This is a genomic window from Rhodococcus sp. NPDC004095 (assembly GCF_053604015.1).
Genome location: NZ_JBSGGS010000011.1, coordinates 43161 through 62650, shown reverse-complemented (window position 1 = coordinate 62650; position 19490 = coordinate 43161). Strand labels below are relative to the sequence as shown.

Sequence of the window (19490 nt, the reverse complement as noted above, 5' to 3'; positions counted from 1 at the left end):
GCGCTGTGCCCTCACCCACCAGCATCCCCTTTTGGCGTGGCGGCGCAAGGGTCAGCGGCGGCGCAGTCCGAGGCGGAGGTTCGCGGGTTTGAGGGTGAACTCCTCTGCGACCTCGAGGGAGTAGCCGGGGTCGGGTTCGAGGTCGTAACGGTGCAGGATCAGCGCCAGTGCGAGCACCGACTCGTGCAGGGCCAGTTGTCGTCCGATGCACTGCCGCAGTCCGGTGCCGAACGGCTTGTAGATCCCCGGCGGGCGGGTGCGGGAACGCTCCGGCAGGAAGCGGTCGGGGTCGAAGGCCAGTGGGTTCGGCCCCCACACCGGGTCGCGGTGCACGGCGAAGGTGAGCGCGAGCACCGGTTGCCCGGCTCGAAGCAGGTAGCGACCGCCGAGCAGGGTGTCCTGCAGCGGTTCCCGGAGGAACCCCGGCCCGATCGGCCACAGGCGCAGCGTCTCGTCGACGACCCGCCGCAGGTACTTGAGCTTGTGGACGTCGGAGAACGCCGGATCGGGATTGGTCCCGGCCGGCCACATCGACTCGATCTCCGCCCGGGCGCGGGTCGCGACCTCGGGGTGGGTGGAGAGGATGTGCAGGGCGAACGACAGTGTGCCCGAGGTCGTTTCGTGTCCTGCCGCGAAGAAGGTGAGCACCTGGTTGCGGATGTTCTCGTCACTGAGATATCGCCCGGTCGCCGGGTCGGAAGTGGTCAGCATCAGCGCCAGCAGGTCGTCGTCGGGCGCATCGTCCGGGTGTGCGCGCCGGGTCCGGATGACGTCGTCGACGACGCCGCGCGCATACGCGAGGTCGGCGTCCACGCCGGCGATCGCCTGACGATGTACCAGGTGGTCGAGCCAGTGCACCGGAATCCGGTACCCGGACCGTCCCATGTACGCGAACACGCGCATCACTGCGGCCGCATACGGATCCGGTTCGGTGGACTCGAACGAGTGGAAGTCGTGGCCGAAGCCGATCCGCCCGATCGTCTGCAGCGTCATCTTGCTGGTGTCGGTGTGCACGTCCACCGGCCCCGACCGGGAGTTCTCGTCCCAGTACGCGATCAGTTCACGTGTCGTCTCGACCATCGTGTCGTGATAGTTCTTCATCGCGGACAGCGAGAAGGCCGGCTGAAGGATGTTGTGCGCCCGCGACCAGTTCGGCTCCGTCGTGTACGCCGAGAAGAGGGCGTCGCCGAGCATTTCGCGGGTGTACGCCGTGCTGAACCCGATACGTTTGCCGAACCGCTTGTCGTCGCAGAGGTCCGCGTACAGGTCGGTGCCGGACACCACCGTGAGGTGCTGCCGGAACACCTGGGTGTCGAAGATCGGGCCCAGGGCCCGCGCCTGTTCGGCCAGATGTTGGGAGGGTCTGCTCGGGTCGGCGGTGAGCAGATCGCCGAGAAGCGGGAGTCGGTGCGGCGGGTGCGGGAGTGTTGTGGTCATCGCGATTCACTTCGATTCGGGATCGTGGTGGCGCGTGCGTCTGCAGTTGTCCCGCTGCAATTGTCCCGCGGTCGTCGGTGGAAGTCTGCTGCCGATTCGTGATGCACCGAGGGCGATTCGGTACCGCAGGTTTCGAGTCGGTCCGTCCTAGTCTGGCGGGAGCCCGACTCGGAGTGTGATCGGACTCGGAATGTGATCAGTCGACCTGGAGGGATTGTCCATGTTGCGCAGCAAGGGACTTGTGACCGCGGGAGTGCTTGCGGGGGCCGTGACCCTCGCCCTGGCGCCGACGGCGTCCGCCGCGACCGTCTACCAGATCGCCACCGTGCCGCCGATCGGCACGGTCTACGCGAACAACCTGGTGACTCTCGGTGTCTCGGTCGGTCCGGTCCCGACCGGAGCGGACGCCACCACCCCGGTCGTGCTGACGGTGACCGAACCCGACGGCGACGAGCGGACCGTCACGATGCCGCTGACATTGGGGGTGGCGACCGCTGCGACGCCGGTCCACGAGCCCGGCCGATACGTGGCCACATTCACCTTCGACCCGCCCGGCGGTGATCACGCCGAGGCGACGCTTCGGTTCGATGCGGTCCCCTCCCCGCTGGCGGGTGGGAGTTCCTCGTAACCCGGTCCGCCCGGATCGGAGGGTGCGAACCCTACCGATCCTGTTGCGGTGACGCCGAATCGGCCCAGGCAGGCGGGGTAACCACTAGCATCGACGGGTCGGAGCCAGTGGTACGTCACCGTCGGGCCTCGTCCGCGCGGACGGGTCCGCTGGAGCAGCAGCGAAGGGAGCAGCCGATGAGCAACGCCGTGGGTCTGGACGAGCGTGCGGTCTCCGCGTGGATCGCGGATCTGGGGGTCGGTGCCCTCGCGCCGCTGAATTTCAAGCGGATCGGCAACGGCCAGTCCAACCTGACGTACATCGTGACCGACTCGGGCGGTTCCGCCTGGGTGCTGCGTCGGCCCCCGCTCGGTCATCTGCTCGCGTCCGCGCACGACGTCGCCCGTGAGTACCGGATCATCTCCGCCCTGCAGGGCACGGGCGTTCCGGTTCCGAAAGCGCTTGCCTTGACCGAGGATCCGGCGGTGACCGACGCGCCGCTGATGCTGATGAGCTACGTCGACGGTGTCGTCGTCGACAGCATCGGTGTGGCCAAGGAATTGACACCGGAACGGCGACGTGCCACCGGCCTGTCGATGCCGAAGGCACTGGCCAGCATTCACCGCGTCGACCTCGAACTCGCCGGGCTCGACGACCTGTCGAGTCGTTCGCCGTTCGCGGAGCGGCAGATTCGGCGGTGGTCCGGGCAGTGGGCGAAGTCGAAGACTCGTGAGGTGCCGGCAGTGGAGGAGTTGACGGCGCTGCTGTCACGTTCGATTCCGGAGCAGAGTGAAGTGACACTGGTGCACGGGGACTTTCACCTGAGCAACGTCATCACCGCACGTGACGACGGTCGGGTGGTCGCGGTCCTCGACTGGGAGCTGTGCACGCTCGGCGACCCGATGGCCGACGTCGGCGCCCTGCTCGCCTACTGGTCGCAGGCCGATGACGAGCTGCCGGGACCGTTCGTCGCGTCGACGATGGAGGGTTTCCCGACGCGTGCCGAGCTCGCGGACGTGTACTTCCGGGAGACCGGGCGAGATCGCTCTGCGCTCGGGTTCTGGCACACGCTGGCCCTGTGGAAGCTGGCGATCATCGCAGAGGGCGTGCTGCGTCGCACGATCGAGGATCCGCGCAACACCGCCGAGGTCGGGGCGCCGTCGATCAAGATCATCGACGACATCGTCGCCCGCGCGGTGGACACGGCGCGTTCGGCCGGGCTGCACTGAACGAGCCGCTAGCAGACGCAACGCCGGGATAGTTGCGGAATCGTGTTCTTTTCGGTCTTGCAAAATTGATTCTCGAAACCGGACGCGCGGTACGGAAGTGCGGTGCACACTCGTTCGCAGCCGAATCCGGCTATCGGGAACATCAGGACAGAATGGAGATCGTCATGGATCAGATCGTCGCCCTGCTCACCGGCCTCCTCAGCAGCTTCTCCGCCGACGCGGGGGAGACGCCCACCGAGACGCCGACCGAAACCACCGCGTAGCAACAGTTCGCGGACGGCCGTTTCCGACGACCACTTCCGATCGGGGGAGTTCGTCATCTCTGCACCCCGGCGCCGCCGGACATGGGTGCATCACATGAACTGGAAGGTATCCACCATGGATCAGATTCTCGGCCTGCTCACCGGCCTCCTCAGCAGCTTCTCCGCCGACGCGGGGGAGACGCCCACCGAGACCCCCACCACCACGGAGTAGGTCTCGCGCTCGGGGCGCGCCCCGACCGCAACGTTGTTCCGTCCGCCCCGCTCGTGCCCAGAGCGGGGCGGACGTGCGTTTCGGGGGTGAGCCGGCGGGGTTCGGTGGTCACGGTCTCGACGCCGGCGATCGCGGTCGTAGGAGCAGCCGGATGGCCAGGCCCGCCGCCAGCGCCCAGAACGCCGACCCGATTCCCGCGAATGCGATCCCGGAGGCGGCGATCAGAAAGGTCAGCACAACGGCCGGCCGATCCGACTCGTCGGACAGTGCCGACACGAGAGATCCGGCGAGGGTGGCGAGCAGGGCCAGGCCCGCGACCGTTTCGACGACCCCGGACGGGGCCGCGGCCACCAGCGCGGCCAGTGCCGCCGAGCAGACGGCCAATACCAGGTACGCCCACCCGGCCGTGAACGCCGCGATCCACCGGCGCCGCGGGTCGGGGTGCGCGGTCGGCCCGGCGGCGAGGGCGGCACTGATCGCGGCGAGGTTGATCGCGTGCCCACCGGCCGGCGCGCCGACGATGGTGCCGATGCCGGTGACCGTCATCGCCGGCCGCCACGGCACCCGGTAACCGAACGACCCCATCGCCGCAGTGCCCGGGATGTTCTGCGACGCCATCGTCACGATGTACAGGGGCAACGCGATCCCGACCAGTGCCTGCCAGGAGAAGTGTGGGACCGTCGCCTCGAATCGAGGTACCAGTTCCGAGGTGTCGAGGGTGGCGTCACCGACGGCCAGGTCCACGACGATCACGGCCGCGGCCGTCGCGAACGCGGCGGGGACCGCCCATCGGGTCGAGAACCGTTGCAGCACAAGCCACACCAGAATGACAGGGGCGACGGCTGCGGGGGAGTCGCGCAGCGCGGTGACCGGCTCGAGGCACAGGGGGAGCAGCACCCCGGCGAGCATCGCCTGGGCGAGCGGAACGGGGATGGATTCGATCAGCCGGCCCAGCCGCGGCCACAGTCCGGTGAGGATCACCGCGGCGCCGACGCCGACGAACGCGCCGACCGCGGCGGGCCAGCCGCCCGCGACCGAGCCCGTCCCGGCGAGCAGCGCGGCGCCCGGCGTCGACCACGCCAGCGTGATCGGCATCCGGTACCGCCGGGCCAGCCACAGCATCCCCACCGCCTGGGTGACGCACAGCGCCATCAGGCCGGACGCCGCCTGCGACGGGCTCGCTCCGACCGCGCGCAGGCCGGTGAGGACCACGGCGAACGAGCTCGTGAACCCGACGAGGGCGGTGACCACTCCGGCGCTGATCGGGTGGCTCTGTCCCACCTCGGTGGCGGTCGGGTCGGGTTCGGTGATTCCTGGCACGCCGGTCATCCTGCCGGGGTGCCCGCATCGACCGCATTTCGGCGTGCGCGCGCTTCGGCGAGCGGGTCGCAGCCGTGAGGAGTAGGTTCCGTCTCCAAGCACACGTCGCTCCTATTTGTATTACTACGACTTCGTATTTCTACGACGGGACCGGGCGGATGACCCCACAGGCCGTGACTCCATCGACAGTTTCCGTGCCGCGCCGACGCCGCGGGCGGCTCGCGGCCGCGGCGGTCACGCTCCTGCTGGCCGCCGGATGCTCCGACGATTCGACCACCGAGCCCGCCGCGTCCGACACGACAGCCGCTTCCGGCACGACCGCCGCCGAATCGACGGCAGCGCTGGACCCGTCGCTCTCGCAGCGACTCGACTCGGCCATCGAGAACACGATGAAACAGGCATCGGTGCCCGGCGCGATGGTCGGGATCTGGGGGCCGGGCGGCACCTACGTCAAGGCATTCGGCGTCGCCGACAAGGCCACCGGCGCACCGATGGAGACCGACTTCTACAGCCGGATCGGCAGCCTGACCAAGACGTTCACCGTCACCGGCGTGCTGCAGCTGGTCGACGACGGAAAGGTCGGACTGGACGACCCGATCGTGAAGTACGTGGACGGCGTGCCCGACGGCGATCGGATCACCATCCGGGAGCTGGCACGCATGCAGAGCGGGCTCGCCAACTACACGGCGAGCGAGGAGTTCCAGAAGACGTTCTTCGCCGATCCCCGAGCGCAGTTCACCCCGGAACAGCTGCTCGGCTACGCGTTCGCGATGCCCGCGACGTTCCCGCCCGGCGAAGGCTTCCAGTACTCGAACACCAACACCACACTGCTGGGGCTGGTGGTCGAGAAGGTCAGCGGAATGTCGTTGCCGGACTACATCGACGACGAGATCCTCGCGCCGCTGAAGATGGACCAGACCAGCTTTCCCACCGACAACGCCTTCCCCGAGCCGCACGCGCAGGGCTACACGATCCAGACCGCCGACGGCAAGGAGGCGACGGCCACCGACTGGGACCCCTCGTGGGGCTGGGCGGCGGGCGCCATGATCTCCACGCTCGACGACCTGCGTATCTGGGGGCCTGCGCTGGCGACCGGGACGCTGCTCACGCCGGAAACGCAGCAGCAGCGACTCGAGACCGTCAACGCGCCCGGGTATCCCCCCGACGTCGGGTACGGGCTGGGCCTGTTCAACGCGGCCGGCTGGATCGGCCACAACGGCAGCCTGCCCGGGTACCAGACGGTCACGGTGTACCTGCCGGAGCGGGCGACCACCCTCGTCATCATGATCAACACCGACACCGGCTACGAGGGCCAGGAACCGAGCACGTTGCTGGGCACGGCGATCACCGAGATCATCTCCCCGGACCACGTGTACCGGCTGACCGACACGGCTCCGGCGGCGGGCGGAACGTCACCGCCGACACCGATGCCGACCGCTTCGCCCACTCGCTGAGGTCGGCACCGTCGGCGGCGTCGACACGTGACGCGGGAAGGCCCCGATGCAGTGGGCATCGGGGCCTTCGCGTCCGGGCGAAGCGTCGGAAAGCGTTCTCTCCGGGGGAGTGCTCAGGCTTTGACCTTCTGCACCAGCCACAGGAGAATCACCGCGCCGAGCAGGCATGTCAGGAAGCTGAAGATCAGGCCGGCACCCTCGACGTCGACCCCGATCAGGTTGAGCAGGAAGCCGCCGATCAGGCCGCCGAAGACGCCGACGACGATGTTGAGGATCACGCCCTGACCCGTGTTGTGCAGGATCTTGCTGCCGATCCAGCCGGCGAGTCCGCCGATGACGATCCATCCGATGAAGCCCAGTCCCAGCATGTGTCCTCCTCGTAGGTTGCCCGGCTGTGCCGCCGCGCACTCTGTGAGTGAATCCTCGCCCCTGTCCGGGTGAAATTCATGGACGTGCGGCGGCCGGGTCGCTCACCGTCGGGAGAACTCCGACGCCCGGCGGATCTGGTCGCGGGTCGGTGTCACACCGGTGTACAGCACGAACTGGGCCGCCGCCTGCAGCGCGATCACCTCGTCTCCGGTGATGACGGTCTTGCCCGCCGCCCGCGCCGCCCGGATCAGCGGTGTGTCGGGTGGCATGGCGACGACGTCGAAGACGGTCTCGGCGGCCTGCACCGCGTCGGCGTCGAACGGCGATGCGTCTGCACCGGGCCCGCCCGACATGCCGAGCGGGGTCGCGTTGACCAGCAGTCGCGGTCGCAGGTCCCCGAGATCAGGGCGCCACGCGAAGCCGTACCGGTCGGCGAGCGCGCGACCGGTCCCGGCGTTGCGGGCGACCACCGTCACCGAGCGAAAACCCTGGTCGCGCAGTGCCGCCACGACCGCCTTGGCCATGCCGCCGCTGCCGGCGACCGCGGCCGGTGTCGACGGGTCGACGGCTCGGTCGGCGAGAAGGGTGACGACGGCCTCGTAGTCGGTGTTGTACGCGTGCAGGACACCGTCCTCGTTGACGATGGTGTTCACCGATGAGATCGCCTCCGCGGACGGATGCATGACGTCGACATGCTCGATGCATGCCTCCTTGAACGGCATCGAGACACCGCAGCCGCGGATCCCGAGTGCACGGATGCCGGCGATCGCGGATGCCAGGTCGGTGGTGGTGAACGCCTTGTAGAGGAAGTCCAGCCCGAGTTCCTCGTAGAGGTGGTTGTGGAACCGGGTTCCGATGTTCGACGGTCGGGCGGACAGCGACATGCACAGCGTCGTGTCCCGGCTGATGGAGTCCCTGCTGATCCGGCGCACCTACCCACGGTATCGCCGGCCTCGCCGGAGCATCGGGTGTGGCCGGCCGGGGTAGTGACTCCCCTCACATCCGGACGTAGAGTCTGGATGGTGTCACAGTCGTTGTCGGACGTGAAATATGCGGTGGAGCGGATGAACGACTCGCTGGTGGGCCGTCTGAGCTGGGTGAAGTTACCCGGCGGTAGGGGTGTCGCCGTCGGGGGCGATCGTTGCGCGCCACGCCGCTAGCAGTACGCTTGTCTTGTTTGGCGCGGCATCCCGGTGTGTGCCCGCGACGTTTGGGTTTACTGAATTGAGTCGTTCGCCAACCGCTCACGAAGCGGATGGCTAACCGTGTGACCAGGGGAAACTTCCTAGGAGGACGCGAAGTACACATGTCCAAAATCAAGGTTGAGGGCACCGTCGTCGAACTGGACGGCGACGAGATGACACGCATCATCTGGCAGTTCATCAAGGACAAGCTGATCCATCCGTACCTCGATGTGAATCTCGAGTACTACGACCTCGGTATCGAATACCGCGACAAGACCGATGACCAGGTCACCGTCGACGCCGCGAACGCGATCAAGAAGCACGGCGTCGGCGTCAAGTGCGCGACCATCACGCCGGACGAGGCCCGGGTCGAGGAGTTCGGCCTCAAGAAGATGTGGCGGTCGCCGAACGGCACCATCCGCAACATCCTCGGCGGCACCATCTTCCGCGCGCCGATCCTGATCTCCAACGTGCCCCGCCTGGTTCCGGGCTGGACCAAGCCGGTCATCGTCGGACGTCACGCGTTCGGTGACCAGTACCGCGCCACCGACTTCAAGGTCCCCGGCGCAGGCACCGTCACCATCACGTACACCCCCGAGGACGGCTCCGAGCCGATCCAGCACGAGGTGTGCAAGATTCCCGAGGACGGCGGCGTCGTCATGGGGATGTACAACTACAAGAAGTCCATCCAGGACTTCGCGCGTGCCTCGCTGGCCTACGGCCTGCAGCAGAACTACCCGGTCTACCTGTCGACCAAGAACACGATCCTCAAGGCATACGACGGTATGTTCAAGGACGAGTTCCAGCGGATCTTCGAAGAAGAGTTCAAGGCCGAGTTCGACGCCGCGGGCCTGACCTACGAGCACCGCCTCATCGACGACATGGTCGCCTCCTCGCTCAAGTGGGAGGGTGGCTACGTCTGGGCCTGCAAGAACTACGACGGTGACGTCCAGTCCGACACCGTCGCGCAGGGCTACGGCTCGCTGGGTCTGATGACCTCCGTGCTGATGACCCCGGACGGCAAGACCGTCGAGGCGGAGGCCGCGCACGGCACCGTCACCCGGCACTACCGCCAGCACCAGCAGGGCAAGCCGACGTCGACCAACCCGATTGCGTCGATCTTCGCCTGGACCCGTGGTCTCGAGCACCGCGGCAAGCTCGACAACACCCCCGAGGTGATCGACTTCGCACAGCAGCTCGAGGACGTCGTCATCAAGACCGTCGAGGGCGGTCAGATGACGAAGGATCTCGCGCTTCTGGTCGGTGGCGATCAGGGCTACCTGACCACCGAGGAGTTCCTCGGCGCGCTCGACGAGAACCTGCAGAAGGCGTTCGCGGCGAAGTAATCCCGCGCACGAGCACACCCGAAGGGGCGTCCGGACAACCCGGGCGCCCCTTCGGCGTATCCGGCGCCGGGTGAGCGAACTCACGCCCCCTCACTTGGCGGACCGTCGGCCCCCGTGACCACAATTGATCAGTGGTTTCGTCGACACTGTCCCGCATCGAGCGTCCGTCCCGTGGTTTCCGGGGGCCCGGCGCCGCCCGCTCGCTCGCGATGCTCGCCCTCGCACTCGGCGGCTTCGGGATCGGCACCACCGAGTTCGTCGCCATGGGGCTGCTGCCGGAGATGTCGGGCGGCCTGGGCGTCAGCGAACCGACCGCCGGGCACGTCATCTCCGCCTACGCCCTCGGCGTGGTCGTCGGCGCCCCGACCATCGCGGCGCTGACCGCACGGGTGCCGCGCCGCGTCCTGCTGATCGCGCTGATGGTGGCGTTCACCGTCGGCAACGCCGCGTCCGTGTTCGCTCCCGACTACGCCACCCTGATGGTGGCCCGGTTCGTCGCCGGCCTGCCGCACGGCGCCTACTTCGGGGTGGCCGCGCTCGTCGCCGCCCACCTCGCCGAGCCCGGTCGCCGCGCCAAGGCGGTCGCGACCGTCATGCTCGGTCTGTCCGTGGCCAACGTGGTCGGGGTGCCGGTCGCCGCCTGGCTCGGGCAGCACCTGGGATGGCGGGCCGCGTTCGCGCTCGTCGCGGTCATCGGGGTGGTCACCGTCGTCTCCCTGATGCTGTGGATCCCACGACTGGACGCGATGCCGACGACCAACCCGATCACCGAGCTCGGCGCGCTGACGCGCGTGCAGGTGTGGATGACCCTGATCATGGGCATGGTCGGATTCGGCGGCATGTTCGCGGTCTACACCTACATCAGCACCACCCTGACCGACGTGTCCGGCCTGTCGCGATCACTCGTGCCGCTGGCGCTGATGCTGTACGGCCTCGGCATGGTGGTGGGCAACCTGGTCGGCGGTCATCTCGCAGATCGTGCCCTGATCCCTGGCCTCGCCGCGATGATGGCCGCCCTGGCGGTGATCCTCGCCGGATTCGTCGCCGCCGTGCACAACCCGGTGACCGCGCTGGTGTTCGTGTTCCTGATCGGACTGGCGGGAGCGGCCATGGTGCCCGCACTGCAGACACGGCTGATGGACGTGGCGGCCGACGCGCAGACCCTCGCCGCCGCCCTCAACCACGCCGCGCTCAATGTCGCCAACGCGTTCGGTGCCTGGATCGGCGGAGTCGTGATCGCGGCCGGATTCGGATACACGGCCCCCGCCGTGGTCGCGTCGGGCCTCGCCCTCGCCGGGCTCGTGGTGCTCGGCGTCGCGGTCCTGCTCGAACGCCGCGGCAGCCACGCCTGACCGGGTGCAGCGGCTCCGAACGAAGGTGACCTTCGTTCGGTTCAACCGGACGAAGGCCACCTTCAGCCACTGTCGGGGAGCGGGGTCGGGGCCGTCAGACACGCGCCTGGCCCGCGGCGTTCACCCCGGCCGGCCGGCTGTGTCCGAGTGGTTCGATACGGTTTCACCCCGTGCCGCACATCATCTCCACGGTCAATGTCAACGGCGTTCGCGCCGCCGCGAAGAAGGGTCTGCTCGAGTGGCTCGCCGCCACCGACGCGGATGTGGTCTGCCTGCAGGAGACCCGCGCCGACGACAAACAGTTGCACGCCACCCTCGCCCCGGCGCTCGACGCGGGGTGGCACATGGCGACCGCTCAGTCCGCGGTCAAGGGCCGCAACGGGGTCGCTGTGCTCTCCCGCCGGCCCGCGGACGCGGTGCGGATCGGCCACGGCGACGACGAGTTCGCCGAGGCGGGCCGCTACCTGGAAGCCGACTTCGACGACCTGACCGTCGCCAGCCTGTACCTGCCGTCCGGTGAGGTGGGCACCGAGCGGCAGGTCGAGAAGGAACGGTTCATCGACTCGTTCGGCGCGTACCTGACCGCCACCGGCGCGGCCGCGACCGGGGCCGGACGCGACGCGGTGGTGTGCGGCGACTGGAACATCGCGCACACCGAACTGGACCTGAAGAACCACAAGGGCAACGTCAAGAACTCCGGCTTCCTGCCGCACGAGCGGGCCTGGATGGGTTCGGTCTTCGGCGAGTTCGGCTGGGCGGACGTGGTGCGCGGACTGCACCCCGACCTCGCCGGGCCCTACAGCTGGTGGTCCTACCGCGGCAAGGCGTTCGACAACGACTCCGGCTGGCGGATCGACTACCAGGTCGCCACCCCGGGTCTCGCCGAGCGTGCCAAGGAAGCCGTCGTCGAACGTGCGGCGTCCTACGACCAGCGCTGGTCCGACCACGCGCCGGTCACGGTGCGCTACCGGTGACCAGGCTGGGGCCGCGGGCCCGCCTCGTCCTCGGGGTCCTTGTCGCGGTGCTCGCGGTGGTCGCCGGGTTCCTGCTCACCGGTCCCGGTGGCCAGACCGGCCCGGACGCGGAACTTGTACGCAGCCACGCGGGCAACCCCTCGATCGCCACCGTCACCGCCACGCAGCAAGGGCTGACCCGTGACGAGGTGCAACGGCTGACCGTTGACGAGGACGGGACCCTTGTCGCACTGCCGCCCCCCGCGCCGGCCACCACCACCGCCGCCGCACAGACCGCCGGACCGCGCGGTGTCGTGCCGGTGCCCGTGCCCGACGTCGCGTGGGCAACCCTCGCCGAGATCGACGCGGGCCGCTGGCCGGGGTCGGCGAACGCGCCGGGCACGAAGGGCGGGGACACCTGGCGCAACCGGGAGGGGACGCTGCCCCGCACCGACACGGCCGGGTCGTCGATCGCGTATCGCGAATGGGACGTGAACCCGAAACGGCGCGGCGAATCGCGCGACGCGGAGCGCATCGTCACCGGCAGCGACACCAGCGCCTGGTACACCGGTGACCACTACGAATCTTTCACGAGGATGCGCTGATGACGACGCTGCACCAGTTCGCAACCGGCCCCGTGCGTGTCGGGCTGCTCGCCGGGGCGCCCAGGGACGCCGACAACGCGGCCTACGCGCTGTCCGAGAGCGGCTACGCCGTACGCCGTGTCCGCGGCACCCGGATGCCGACGGTGCCTGCCGTCTACGACGAGTTCGCGGCCGCGCTGCAGTTCCCGTACTACTTCGGCGCGAACAAGGACGCCTTCGACGAGTGCCTGCGGGACTGGCAGGACTGGCTCGGCGCCGCACCCGACCTGATCGTGATCGTCCGCGACGCCGGCGCGCTGCTTGGCGACCAGCCGGGGGAGGTGCCCTGGCTGCTGTCGGCGCTGCAGGACGCCGGCATCCGGGTGGTGGCGCAGGTCGCCGCACTGGATTCCGCCGCCCTGGCGCGGCGGTGGACGACGGTCGGGGTCGCGATCGTTCGGCTCGACGACTGAGCCGGCGCTGAGAAGCCGCCGGCGCCGACAAGACCCCGGCGCCGAGAAGACCCGTCGGCGCAGGGTGGACACCGGCGTACCGGGGCGGGCATGAAAGGATCGGGACCATGTCGAGTTCCGCATCGTCCACCCCCGATTCAGCTCCCCGCCAGCGGGTGCTCTCCGGTATCCAGCCGACCGCCGACTCCTTCCACCTCGGCAACTACCTCGGCGCCCTGGCCCAGTGGGTGCAGCTGCAGGACGACTTCGACGCCTTCTACTTCATTCCCGACCTGCACGCGATCACCGTCCCGCAGAACCCGAAGGAGCTGCGCAAGCGGACGAAGGTCGCGGCGGCGCAGCTGCTGGCGCTCGGCATCGACCCGGAACGGTCGACGCTGTTCGTGCAGAGCCAGGTGCCCGAGCACGCGCAGCTCGCGTGGGTCCTGAACTGCATCACCGGTTTCGGTGAGGCCAGCCGGATGACGCAGTTCAAGGACAAGTCCGCCAAGCAGGGCGCCGAGGCCGCGACCGTCGGCCTGTTCACCTACCCGGTGCTGATGGCCGCCGACATCCTGCTGTATCGCCCGCAGCGGGTGCCGGTCGGGGAGGACCAGCGTCAGCACCTGGAGATGGCCCGCGACCTCGCGCAGCGGTTCAACACCCGCTTCGGCAAGACGTTCGTGGTGCCCGAGGCGCAGATGATCAAGGGCACCTCGAAGATCTACGACCTGCAGGACCCGACGTCGAAGATGAGCAAGTCCGCCGCCACCGACGCCGGTCTGATCAACCTGCTCGACGACCCGAAGATCTCGGCCAAGAAGATCAAGTCCGCGGTCACCGACAACGAGCGCGAGATCCGGTTCGACCGGGAGAACAAGCCGGGTGTCTCCAATCTGCTGACCATCCAGTCCGCACTGTCCGGGACCAGCGTCGAGGACCTCGAGAAGGGTTACGCCGGAAAGGGATACGGCGACCTAAAGGTAGGCACTGCCGACGCACTGGTGGAGTTCGTGACGCCGCTGCGCGCGAAGGTCGACGAGTTCCTCGCAGACGAGGCCGAGCTGGACCGAATCCTCGACGCGGGCGCGGAGCGGGCACGCGAAGTGTCCGCCAAGGTTCTGGCCACCGTCTATGACAAGGTGGGATTCCTGCCGCAGAAGGGATGAGCCGGCAGGGCTGATTCAGCGACAGGGGTGAGCGCCGGTGCCGGACTTCAAGGGACTGCTCGAGCGCCGGCGCGCCGCCTGGCCGTGGCTCGACCACGTCATCCGCGCCGCCGGCCGGTACCAGGAGAACAAGGGCGACTACTTCGCGGCCGGGATCACCTACTTCAGCGTGTTCGCGCTGTTCCCCATGCTGATGGTCGCGTTCGCGATCCTCGGCTTCGTTCTGGTTCAGAACCCCAACCTGCTGGACTCGATCCACACCACCGTCACCAAGGCGATGCCCGGCGACCTGGGCGACCAGATCAACGAGCTGATCGACGCGGCGATCGCCGCCCGCGCGACCGTCGGTGTGTTCGGTCTGATCTTCGCCGCCTACGCCGGACTGGGCTGGATGGCGAACGTGCGCGAGGCGCTGTCCGCGATGTGGGCGCAGCGGCATCCGCCGACGGGATTCGTGGCGACCAAGCTGCGGGACCTGTCGAAGCTGCTCGGCCTGTTCCTGGCACTGGTGTTGTCGGTGGGGCTCTCGGTCCTGGCCGAGGGGGGAGTGACGGGTACCGTCCTCGAGTTCCTCGGCATCGACGACCTGGGCTGGGTGCAGACGTTGGTGCAGATCGGCACGTCACTGCTCGCGGCCGTGATCACGTGGGCGCTGTTCACCTGGGTGATCGCCCGGTTGCCGCGGGAGCCGGTGACGCTGCGGAGCGCGGCCCGCGCCGCGCTGATCGCCGCCCTCGGGTTCGAGGTGTTCAAACGGGTCGGCGTGATCTACCTGCAGTCCGTGACCGGGGGGCCGGCCGGGTCGACCTTCGGTCCGATCATCGGTCTGCTGGTGTTCATCTACTTCACTGCACGGCTGCTGCTTGTCTCCACCGCCTGGGCGGCCACCACTCGTGAGAACGAGGAACTCGCACACGTGCCGCCGCCCCAGCCTGCCGTCATCGAGGTGGCCGCGCCCCCGCCGGCGCGCAGCGCCACGCTCGTCGAGGCCGCCGTGCTGGTCGCGACCGGCGCGGCCGCCGCGCTGGGCCTCGGTGGCTGGCTCAGGCGCCACCGTCGCTGACCGCAGCCGCGCGGCGTCCGGGTTTCTCGAAGCTGCAGCGCGGGAGCGCTCCCGAAGCCGTAGCGCGGGAGCGTTCCCGAAGTCGTAGCGCGGGAGCGCTCCCGAAGGCGCAGCGCGGCGGTGCTTTCGAAGCTGCCGCGTCAGTGTCGCCGGCGTTGCAGACGCGCCGCGCCGCCGATGAGGACGGCGATGATCGCGCCGCCCACCGCCAGGACCGCGTTACGGGGGACGTCGCCGCCACCGGCGGTGCTCACGGCAGAGACGTCGCCCGCGGTGGACGACTCCGGCGGCGCGGCCACGGTGACCGGAGCGGCGTCGGCGTGATCGGTCTCGCCGGGGTCGACGAGCTCACCCACCGAGGTCGAGCGCGGCAGCGCGAAACCGTGGTCGAGCAGTCGGGCGGCCTGCTCCCACGGGCGGATCGGCAGGACGTCCCCGGCCATCAGGGTCACCGCCAGACGCCTGCCGCCGCGTTCGGCGCCCCCGACGAACGTCTGCCGTGCGTCGTCGGTGTAGCCGGTCTTGCCGCCGAGTGCACCGTCGTAGTTGTAGAGCAGCTTGTTGTCGTTGGCGAGGGTGAACCCGGGATGGTCCACGTCGAGGGGATCGTCGGGGTTCTTGGGGAATCCGGGGAACTCGACCCGCTCGGTGTGGATCAGTTCGGCGAAGGTCGGGTTGCGCATCGCCTCCCGGTAGACCAGGGCGAGATCGTATGCGGAACTGGACATTCCGGGTCCGTCGAGCCCCGATGGCGTCGCCGTCCGGGTGTCGAGCGCGCCGAGGTGGCGGGCCAGCTCGTTCATCTTCCGCACGGTTTCCGCGTCGCCGCCGAGCTGCGTGGACAACGCGTGCGCGGCGTCGTTGCCCGACGCCATCACCAGGCCCTGCAGTAGCTGCCGGTTGGTGTACCGGCCGTCCTTGCCCAACCCGACCGCGCTGCCCTCGACGTTCGCGTCCTCCGCGGTCGCGGTCACCGTCTCGTCGAGGTCCAGCTCGTGCAAAGCCACGAGGGCCAGCAGCATCTTGATCGTGCTCGCCGGGCGGTATCGGCCGTGCGGGTCCTTCGCCGCGAGAACAGCACCGGTGTCGAGGTCGGACAGGACCCACGCGGTGGCCGAGATGTCGGCCGGCAGCGGAGGAGAGCCGTCGGCCGTCACCACTCCGCAGGCGCCCAGGTTCTCGCCGCCGACGGGGCGCGCAGGCACCGGCAGCGGGGTGGGCGTCGGGTCACCCGGCGCGGGTACCTCGGACAGGTCGATCGCGGGCGGCGGCACGGCGCGGTTCGGGCATCCGTCGGTGTTCGGAGCGGTGAACGGCGTGCTGGTCACCGCGCCTGGGGTGGAGCCCGGCTCGGCGGGGAGGGGTTGTGCTGCCGCGGGCACACCGATCATGCCGATCGCGGCGACGGCGATCGCACAGTTCCGGGCCTTACCGAGCGTGTTCATCGAGGAGGCAGGGTAGCGCACCCATGGGTGCTGTCAGGCGACGGTCGCGTCTGCCCGCCGCCGGGGTCGATCGTATGCCGCGCTCACCGCCAGAATCCACTGCCGATCGGTGAGCCCGTCCGGGGTGCCGAGCCAGCCCGGGTCGATCGGCTCGATCTCGACGGCCGTGCGATGCAACCACTGCGCGACCGCGTCGGCCTGCTCCGCCGGATCGGCGGGCGGCGGCGACCAACCCGGGCCGAGCAGACCACCGCCGTCGTGCAGATACAGTCCGTCGAGGATCTGCGAGATCCGGTCGCCGGCCGTGAGCGTCGAGGTCACCGACCGGTAGTCGCTGTCGAGCAGTTCGGGGTGCGCCGAGGTCAGCGCCGTCCAGAGGCCGCGAGTGCGACGCAGGTCCAGCTGCGCCCGACCCCACGCCTCGATCATCACCGACGAACATCCTGCGCTGACGAGGATCACCGCCAGCGACCACAGGCCGGACGAGGGTGAGAAATGGCTTCGCGCGTCGGTGAACAGGTCGACCGCGCAACCTGCCGCGATCACGACCAGACCCGCGCAGTACAGCCCGATGGCCCGTCCCAGCGGATTCCACCGCGCGTACCGGATCGCGACGGCGGTCGCGAACAGGGCGGTCACCACCAGGTACACCGACGTGACCGGGCTGTGCTCCGCAGCCGAGAGTTCGAGGCCGGTGACCACCGCCGTGGCGACCGCGGAAACGGTGACCAGCTGCCACTGCGGACGGGCGCTGAGAACCGTCGTCGACGCCGCGGCGATCAGCGCCGTCGTCGTCCCGAACGCGATCAGGCACAGCTCGAACACCGTGGCGGCGACATGGTCGCCGTATCCGTCGAGCACCTCCGACACCGTGCTGGTACGCACGGTCGCCGCCACGGTCAGCGAGATCGCTGCCAGCGCGATGGCCACCCGGGCCAACGACGGAGGGCGCACCGTCAGACGCCCGATCCGTGCTCCCACCGCGGTGGAGCACAGTAGGGCGACAGCCCAGGTGATCACCCGAGAGCCTCGTCGAAGCACAGCAGAGGCCGCCAGTTCTCGTCACGTTCGAACTGGCCGAGGCGCTGGAGGAGACGGACGGCGAACGCCTCCGCCTCCCACTCGTGCAACGCCTCGTGCGTGAGGTCCGCGGACCCGGCGGACCGCTGACTGAGCATGTACGCGATCAGATCGTCGTCGGCCGCGAGCGTCGTCTCGGCGATCGCGGCGCCCGGATGTCGGAAGACGATGTGCCCGATCTCGTGGGCGAGGGTCCTGGTCACACTGGGAAGGCTACGCGCGAGCACGATCCGGTCATGATCCGGGAACTCACGGCGTTGCCCCCACACCCCCGGCCCGAGGTCCTCGAACGCGATCTCAATCGGACGCCGGCGGGTGTCGGCCAGCGACTGGACGATGTCCTCGATGGTGACCGCGTGGGTCTGCGCGGCCATGTCGAGCACCGCGTCCACCGCGGCCAGGACACGACGGTGATTGCGGACCGGCCGCGAGCCGGGGTCCCTCGGAGCCGTCACCGCAGTGGCTCCAGGAACTCGGCGCGCGCGAGGTTCAATCGGGTTCGCGCGGCGCGGGCGCTGCGGAAGCTCATGAACCCGGTCGCGCCAGCCGCGAACAGCACCGCCGTGACGCCGGCCGTGGCGGCACCGATGTCGCCGCCCGGCCGGGACTCCGACGCCAGCGCGACATTCGGGTTGGGTGAACCCGCCGCATGATGCGCGGCGACCGGGCGCGCATCGCGGTGCGGTGCCTGCGGCGCCGCGTTCGCGATCAACGTTTCGTGCCCGGGAGCCACGGCTGCCGCCCGCGCCCGCTCGTCCGCTGCCTGCGAAAGAGCGTCCGCCGCGGGCCCGTCCGCAGGATTAGCCTGTGCAGCCGGGTTCGACGGTGCGTCCGCGGCAGGTGCCGCCTCGGGTGCATCCGCGAGTGAGGCGGGCTGCTCGTTCGACTCCGCGGCCGGTGGCGGCACCCGCTGATCGGCATCGCCGCCACCCGTGCCGTCCCCGTCACCCGAAGGTCCGACCCCGGGGACCGCAACAGCGCTCGAGGTCGTGGTCGCCGCGGCCAGCGAGGTCGTCGGTTCCACGGTGGTGGTCGTGGGTTCCGCGGTCGTCGTGGGCTCGACCGTGGTGGTGGGCGCGATCGTGGTGGTGGGTTCCACGGTGGTGGTCGTCTGGTCGACCGTGGTGGTCGTGGGGTCGACGGTCGTGGTGGTGGGCTCGACCGTCGTGGTGGTGGGTTCCACGGTCGTGGTGGTGGGCTCGACGGTGGTCGTGGGGTCGACGGTCGTCGTGGTGGGTTCCACGGTGGTGGTCGTGGGGTCGACGGTCGTCGTGGTGGGCTCGACCGTCGTGGTGGTGGGTTCCACGGTGGTGGTCGTGGGGTCGACGGTCGTCGTGGTGGGCTCGACCGTCGTGGTGGTGGGCTCGACGGTGGTCGTGGTGGTGGGCTCGACGGTGGTCGTGGTGGGCTCGACGGTGGTCGTGGTGGGCTCGACCGTTGTCGTGGTGGGTTCGACGGTGGTGGTCGTGGTGGGTTCCACGCTGGTGGTCGTGGTGGTGGGCTCGACCGTTGTCGTGGTGGGTTCGACGGTGGTGGTCGTGGGTTCCACGGTCGTCGTCGGTTCAGCAGTGGTTGTGGGCTCGACCCTGGTGGTGGTCGGATGGGCGGCCGTCGTGGTGGGTGTGGGCCCACCGCAATGGTTTCCGTGCCGGTCGTGGTCGCACCAGCCGCCGTTGCCATTGCCATTGCCGTTGCCGCAGTTGCCGCCGGGTCCGTTGCCTCCGTCGTGGTCGCACCAGCCGCCGCCGTTGCCCTGGCCGCCGTTGCCGTTGCCCTGACCGCCGTTGCCGTTGCCGTTGCCCTGACCGCCGTTGCCATTGCCCTGGCCACGTTCCTGTGCGGAGGGCGTGGGGTCGGACCTGCCATCGCCGTTCGCCGCAGAGGCGAGACCCGGCAGGATCAGGAGCGAACCCAGCAAGGCGCTGGCGGTCAGGACCCGCCAGCGCCTTACTCGTGGGGTGGTGGTGCGCAC

The 19490-nt window shown here is 69.3% G+C and carries 18 protein-coding genes; 10 read left to right on the top strand and 8 right to left on the bottom strand.

The window, feature by feature from the left end; translation table 11 throughout:
- Positions 1 to 51 precede the first annotated feature (51 nt).
- Entirely contained in the window at positions 52 to 1437 is a 1386-nt protein-coding gene (locus tag ACWEPG_RS21285) for a cytochrome P450 (protein WP_452595220.1), read from the bottom strand.
- Positions 1438 to 1657: 220 nt separating this feature from the next.
- On the opposite strand from ACWEPG_RS21285, the gene ACWEPG_RS21280 reads away from it, so the two are divergent.
- Positions 1658 to 2065 carry a hypothetical protein gene (locus ACWEPG_RS21280; protein ID WP_450114167.1) on the top strand — a complete coding sequence of 136 codons (408 nt, stop codon included), beginning with the start codon at positions 1658 to 1660 and terminating at the stop codon, positions 2063 to 2065.
- Between the two features lie 176 nt (positions 2066 to 2241).
- Positions 2242 to 3273 (top strand): phosphotransferase family protein, encoded by a 1032-nt coding sequence (locus tag ACWEPG_RS21275; protein ID WP_452595219.1) that lies wholly within the window; start codon positions 2242 to 2244, stop codon positions 3271 to 3273.
- A gap of 582 nt (positions 3274 to 3855) precedes the next feature.
- Here the strand turns inward: ACWEPG_RS21275 and ACWEPG_RS21270 are convergent.
- Complete coding sequence (locus ACWEPG_RS21270; protein WP_452595218.1) at positions 3856 to 5076, bottom strand: benzoate/H(+) symporter BenE family transporter; 1221 nt, start codon at positions 5074 to 5076, stop codon at positions 3856 to 3858.
- Positions 5077 to 5240: 164 nt separating this feature from the next.
- Here ACWEPG_RS21270 and ACWEPG_RS21265 point away from each other — a divergent pair, with 164 nt between their 5' ends.
- Positions 5241 to 6521, top strand: coding sequence for a serine hydrolase domain-containing protein (locus ACWEPG_RS21265; protein ID WP_452595217.1), 1281 nt, complete (start codon positions 5241 to 5243; stop codon positions 6519 to 6521).
- Between the two features lie 113 nt (positions 6522 to 6634).
- Here the strand turns inward: ACWEPG_RS21265 and ACWEPG_RS21260 are convergent, their stop codons facing one another.
- Together ACWEPG_RS21260 and ACWEPG_RS21255 are read right to left on the bottom strand one after the other, a co-directional pair.
- On the bottom strand, positions 6635 to 6889 hold the full coding sequence (locus ACWEPG_RS21260; protein WP_450116184.1) for a GlsB/YeaQ/YmgE family stress response membrane protein: 255 nt from the start codon (positions 6887 to 6889) through the stop codon (positions 6635 to 6637).
- A 102-nt stretch (positions 6890 to 6991) separates the two neighbouring features.
- Positions 6992 to 7822, bottom strand: coding sequence for a shikimate 5-dehydrogenase (locus ACWEPG_RS21255; RefSeq protein WP_452595216.1), 831 nt, complete (start codon positions 7820 to 7822; stop codon positions 6992 to 6994).
- Between the two features lie 374 nt (positions 7823 to 8196).
- On the opposite strand from ACWEPG_RS21255, the gene ACWEPG_RS21250 reads away from it, so the two are divergent.
- The 7 genes from ACWEPG_RS21250 (at position 8197) to yhjD (ending at position 14993) form a co-directional block, all read left to right on the top strand.
- On the top strand, positions 8197 to 9420 hold the full coding sequence (locus ACWEPG_RS21250) for an NADP-dependent isocitrate dehydrogenase (protein WP_450116182.1): 1224 nt from the start codon (positions 8197 to 8199) through the stop codon (positions 9418 to 9420).
- A gap of 209 nt (positions 9421 to 9629) precedes the next feature.
- Positions 9630 to 10772 carry an MFS transporter gene (locus ACWEPG_RS21245; RefSeq protein WP_452595297.1) on the top strand — a complete coding sequence of 381 codons (1143 nt, stop codon included), beginning with the start codon at positions 9630 to 9632 and terminating at the stop codon, positions 10770 to 10772.
- Between the two features lie 170 nt (positions 10773 to 10942).
- Positions 10943 to 11746: an exodeoxyribonuclease III gene (locus ACWEPG_RS21240; RefSeq protein WP_452595215.1), complete on the top strand. Its 804-nt coding sequence runs from the start codon at positions 10943 to 10945 to the stop codon at positions 11744 to 11746.
- Positions 11743 to 12330, top strand: a complete 588-nt coding sequence (locus ACWEPG_RS21235) for a ribonuclease domain-containing protein (RefSeq protein ID WP_452595214.1) — start codon at positions 11743 to 11745, stop codon at positions 12328 to 12330. The genes ACWEPG_RS21240 and ACWEPG_RS21235 overlap by 4 nt, the downstream gene beginning before the upstream one ends.
- Positions 12330 to 12782 (top strand): barstar family protein, encoded by a 453-nt coding sequence (locus ACWEPG_RS21230; protein WP_450116179.1) that lies wholly within the window; start codon positions 12330 to 12332, stop codon positions 12780 to 12782. The genes ACWEPG_RS21235 and ACWEPG_RS21230 overlap by 1 nt, the downstream gene beginning before the upstream one ends.
- A 107-nt stretch (positions 12783 to 12889) precedes the next feature.
- The gene (gene trpS / locus ACWEPG_RS21225; protein ID WP_450116178.1) at positions 12890 to 13930 is read left to right on the top strand and encodes a tryptophan--tRNA ligase; all 1041 of its coding nucleotides are present in this window, start codon (positions 12890 to 12892) and stop codon (positions 13928 to 13930) included.
- Between the two features lie 37 nt (positions 13931 to 13967).
- The gene (gene yhjD / locus ACWEPG_RS21220) at positions 13968 to 14993 is read left to right on the top strand and encodes an inner membrane protein YhjD (protein ID WP_452595213.1); all 1026 of its coding nucleotides are present in this window, start codon (positions 13968 to 13970) and stop codon (positions 14991 to 14993) included.
- Between the two features lie 140 nt (positions 14994 to 15133).
- Here yhjD and ACWEPG_RS21215 read toward each other — a convergent pair whose 3' ends face one another.
- The 4 genes from ACWEPG_RS21215 to ACWEPG_RS21200 form a co-directional block, all read right to left on the bottom strand.
- Positions 15134 to 16438: a serine hydrolase gene (locus tag ACWEPG_RS21215; protein ID WP_452595212.1), complete on the bottom strand. Its 1305-nt coding sequence runs from the start codon at positions 16436 to 16438 to the stop codon at positions 15134 to 15136.
- A 33-nt stretch (positions 16439 to 16471) separates the two neighbouring features.
- On the bottom strand, positions 16472 to 17419 hold the full coding sequence (locus ACWEPG_RS21210) for a hypothetical protein (RefSeq protein ID WP_452595211.1): 948 nt from the start codon (positions 17417 to 17419) through the stop codon (positions 16472 to 16474).
- A 35-nt stretch (positions 17420 to 17454) separates the two neighbouring features.
- Positions 17455 to 17892 carry an ImmA/IrrE family metallo-endopeptidase gene (locus tag ACWEPG_RS21205; protein WP_450116187.1) on the bottom strand — a complete coding sequence of 146 codons (438 nt, stop codon included), beginning with the start codon at positions 17890 to 17892 and terminating at the stop codon, positions 17455 to 17457.
- Positions 17893 to 17969: 77 nt separating this feature from the next.
- On the bottom strand, positions 17970 to 19490 hold the full coding sequence (locus ACWEPG_RS21200; protein WP_452595210.1) for a hypothetical protein: 1521 nt from the start codon (positions 19488 to 19490) through the stop codon (positions 17970 to 17972).

What these genes read in the sequence shown, in the direction of transcription:
- ACWEPG_RS21285 (WP_452595220.1), bottom strand. Translation starts at nt 1,437, where the DNA reads ATGACCACAACACTCCCGCACCCGCCGCACCGACTCCCGCTTCTCGGC.
- ACWEPG_RS21280 (WP_450114167.1), top strand. Translation starts at nt 1,658, where the DNA reads ATGTTGCGCAGCAAGGGACTTGTGACCGCGGGAGTGCTTGCGGGGGCC.
- ACWEPG_RS21275 (WP_452595219.1), top strand. Translation starts at nt 2,242, where the DNA reads ATGAGCAACGCCGTGGGTCTGGACGAGCGTGCGGTCTCCGCGTGGATC.
- ACWEPG_RS21270 (WP_452595218.1), bottom strand. Translation starts at nt 5,076, where the DNA reads ATGACCGGCGTGCCAGGAATCACCGAACCCGACCCGACCGCCACCGAG.
- ACWEPG_RS21260 (WP_450116184.1), bottom strand. Translation starts at nt 6,889, where the DNA reads ATGCTGGGACTGGGCTTCATCGGATGGATCGTCATCGGCGGACTCGCC.
- ACWEPG_RS21250 (WP_450116182.1), top strand. Translation starts at nt 8,197, where the DNA reads ATGTCCAAAATCAAGGTTGAGGGCACCGTCGTCGAACTGGACGGCGAC.
- ACWEPG_RS21245 (WP_452595297.1), top strand. Translation starts at nt 9,630, where the DNA reads ATGCTCGCCCTCGCACTCGGCGGCTTCGGGATCGGCACCACCGAGTTC.
- ACWEPG_RS21230 (WP_450116179.1), top strand. Translation starts at nt 12,330, where the DNA reads ATGACGACGCTGCACCAGTTCGCAACCGGCCCCGTGCGTGTCGGGCTG.
- trpS (WP_450116178.1), top strand. Translation starts at nt 12,890, where the DNA reads ATGTCGAGTTCCGCATCGTCCACCCCCGATTCAGCTCCCCGCCAGCGG.
- ACWEPG_RS21215 (WP_452595212.1), bottom strand. Translation starts at nt 16,438, where the DNA reads ATGAACACGCTCGGTAAGGCCCGGAACTGTGCGATCGCCGTCGCCGCG.
- ACWEPG_RS21205 (WP_450116187.1), bottom strand. Translation starts at nt 17,892, where the DNA reads ATGGCCGCGCAGACCCACGCGGTCACCATCGAGGACATCGTCCAGTCG.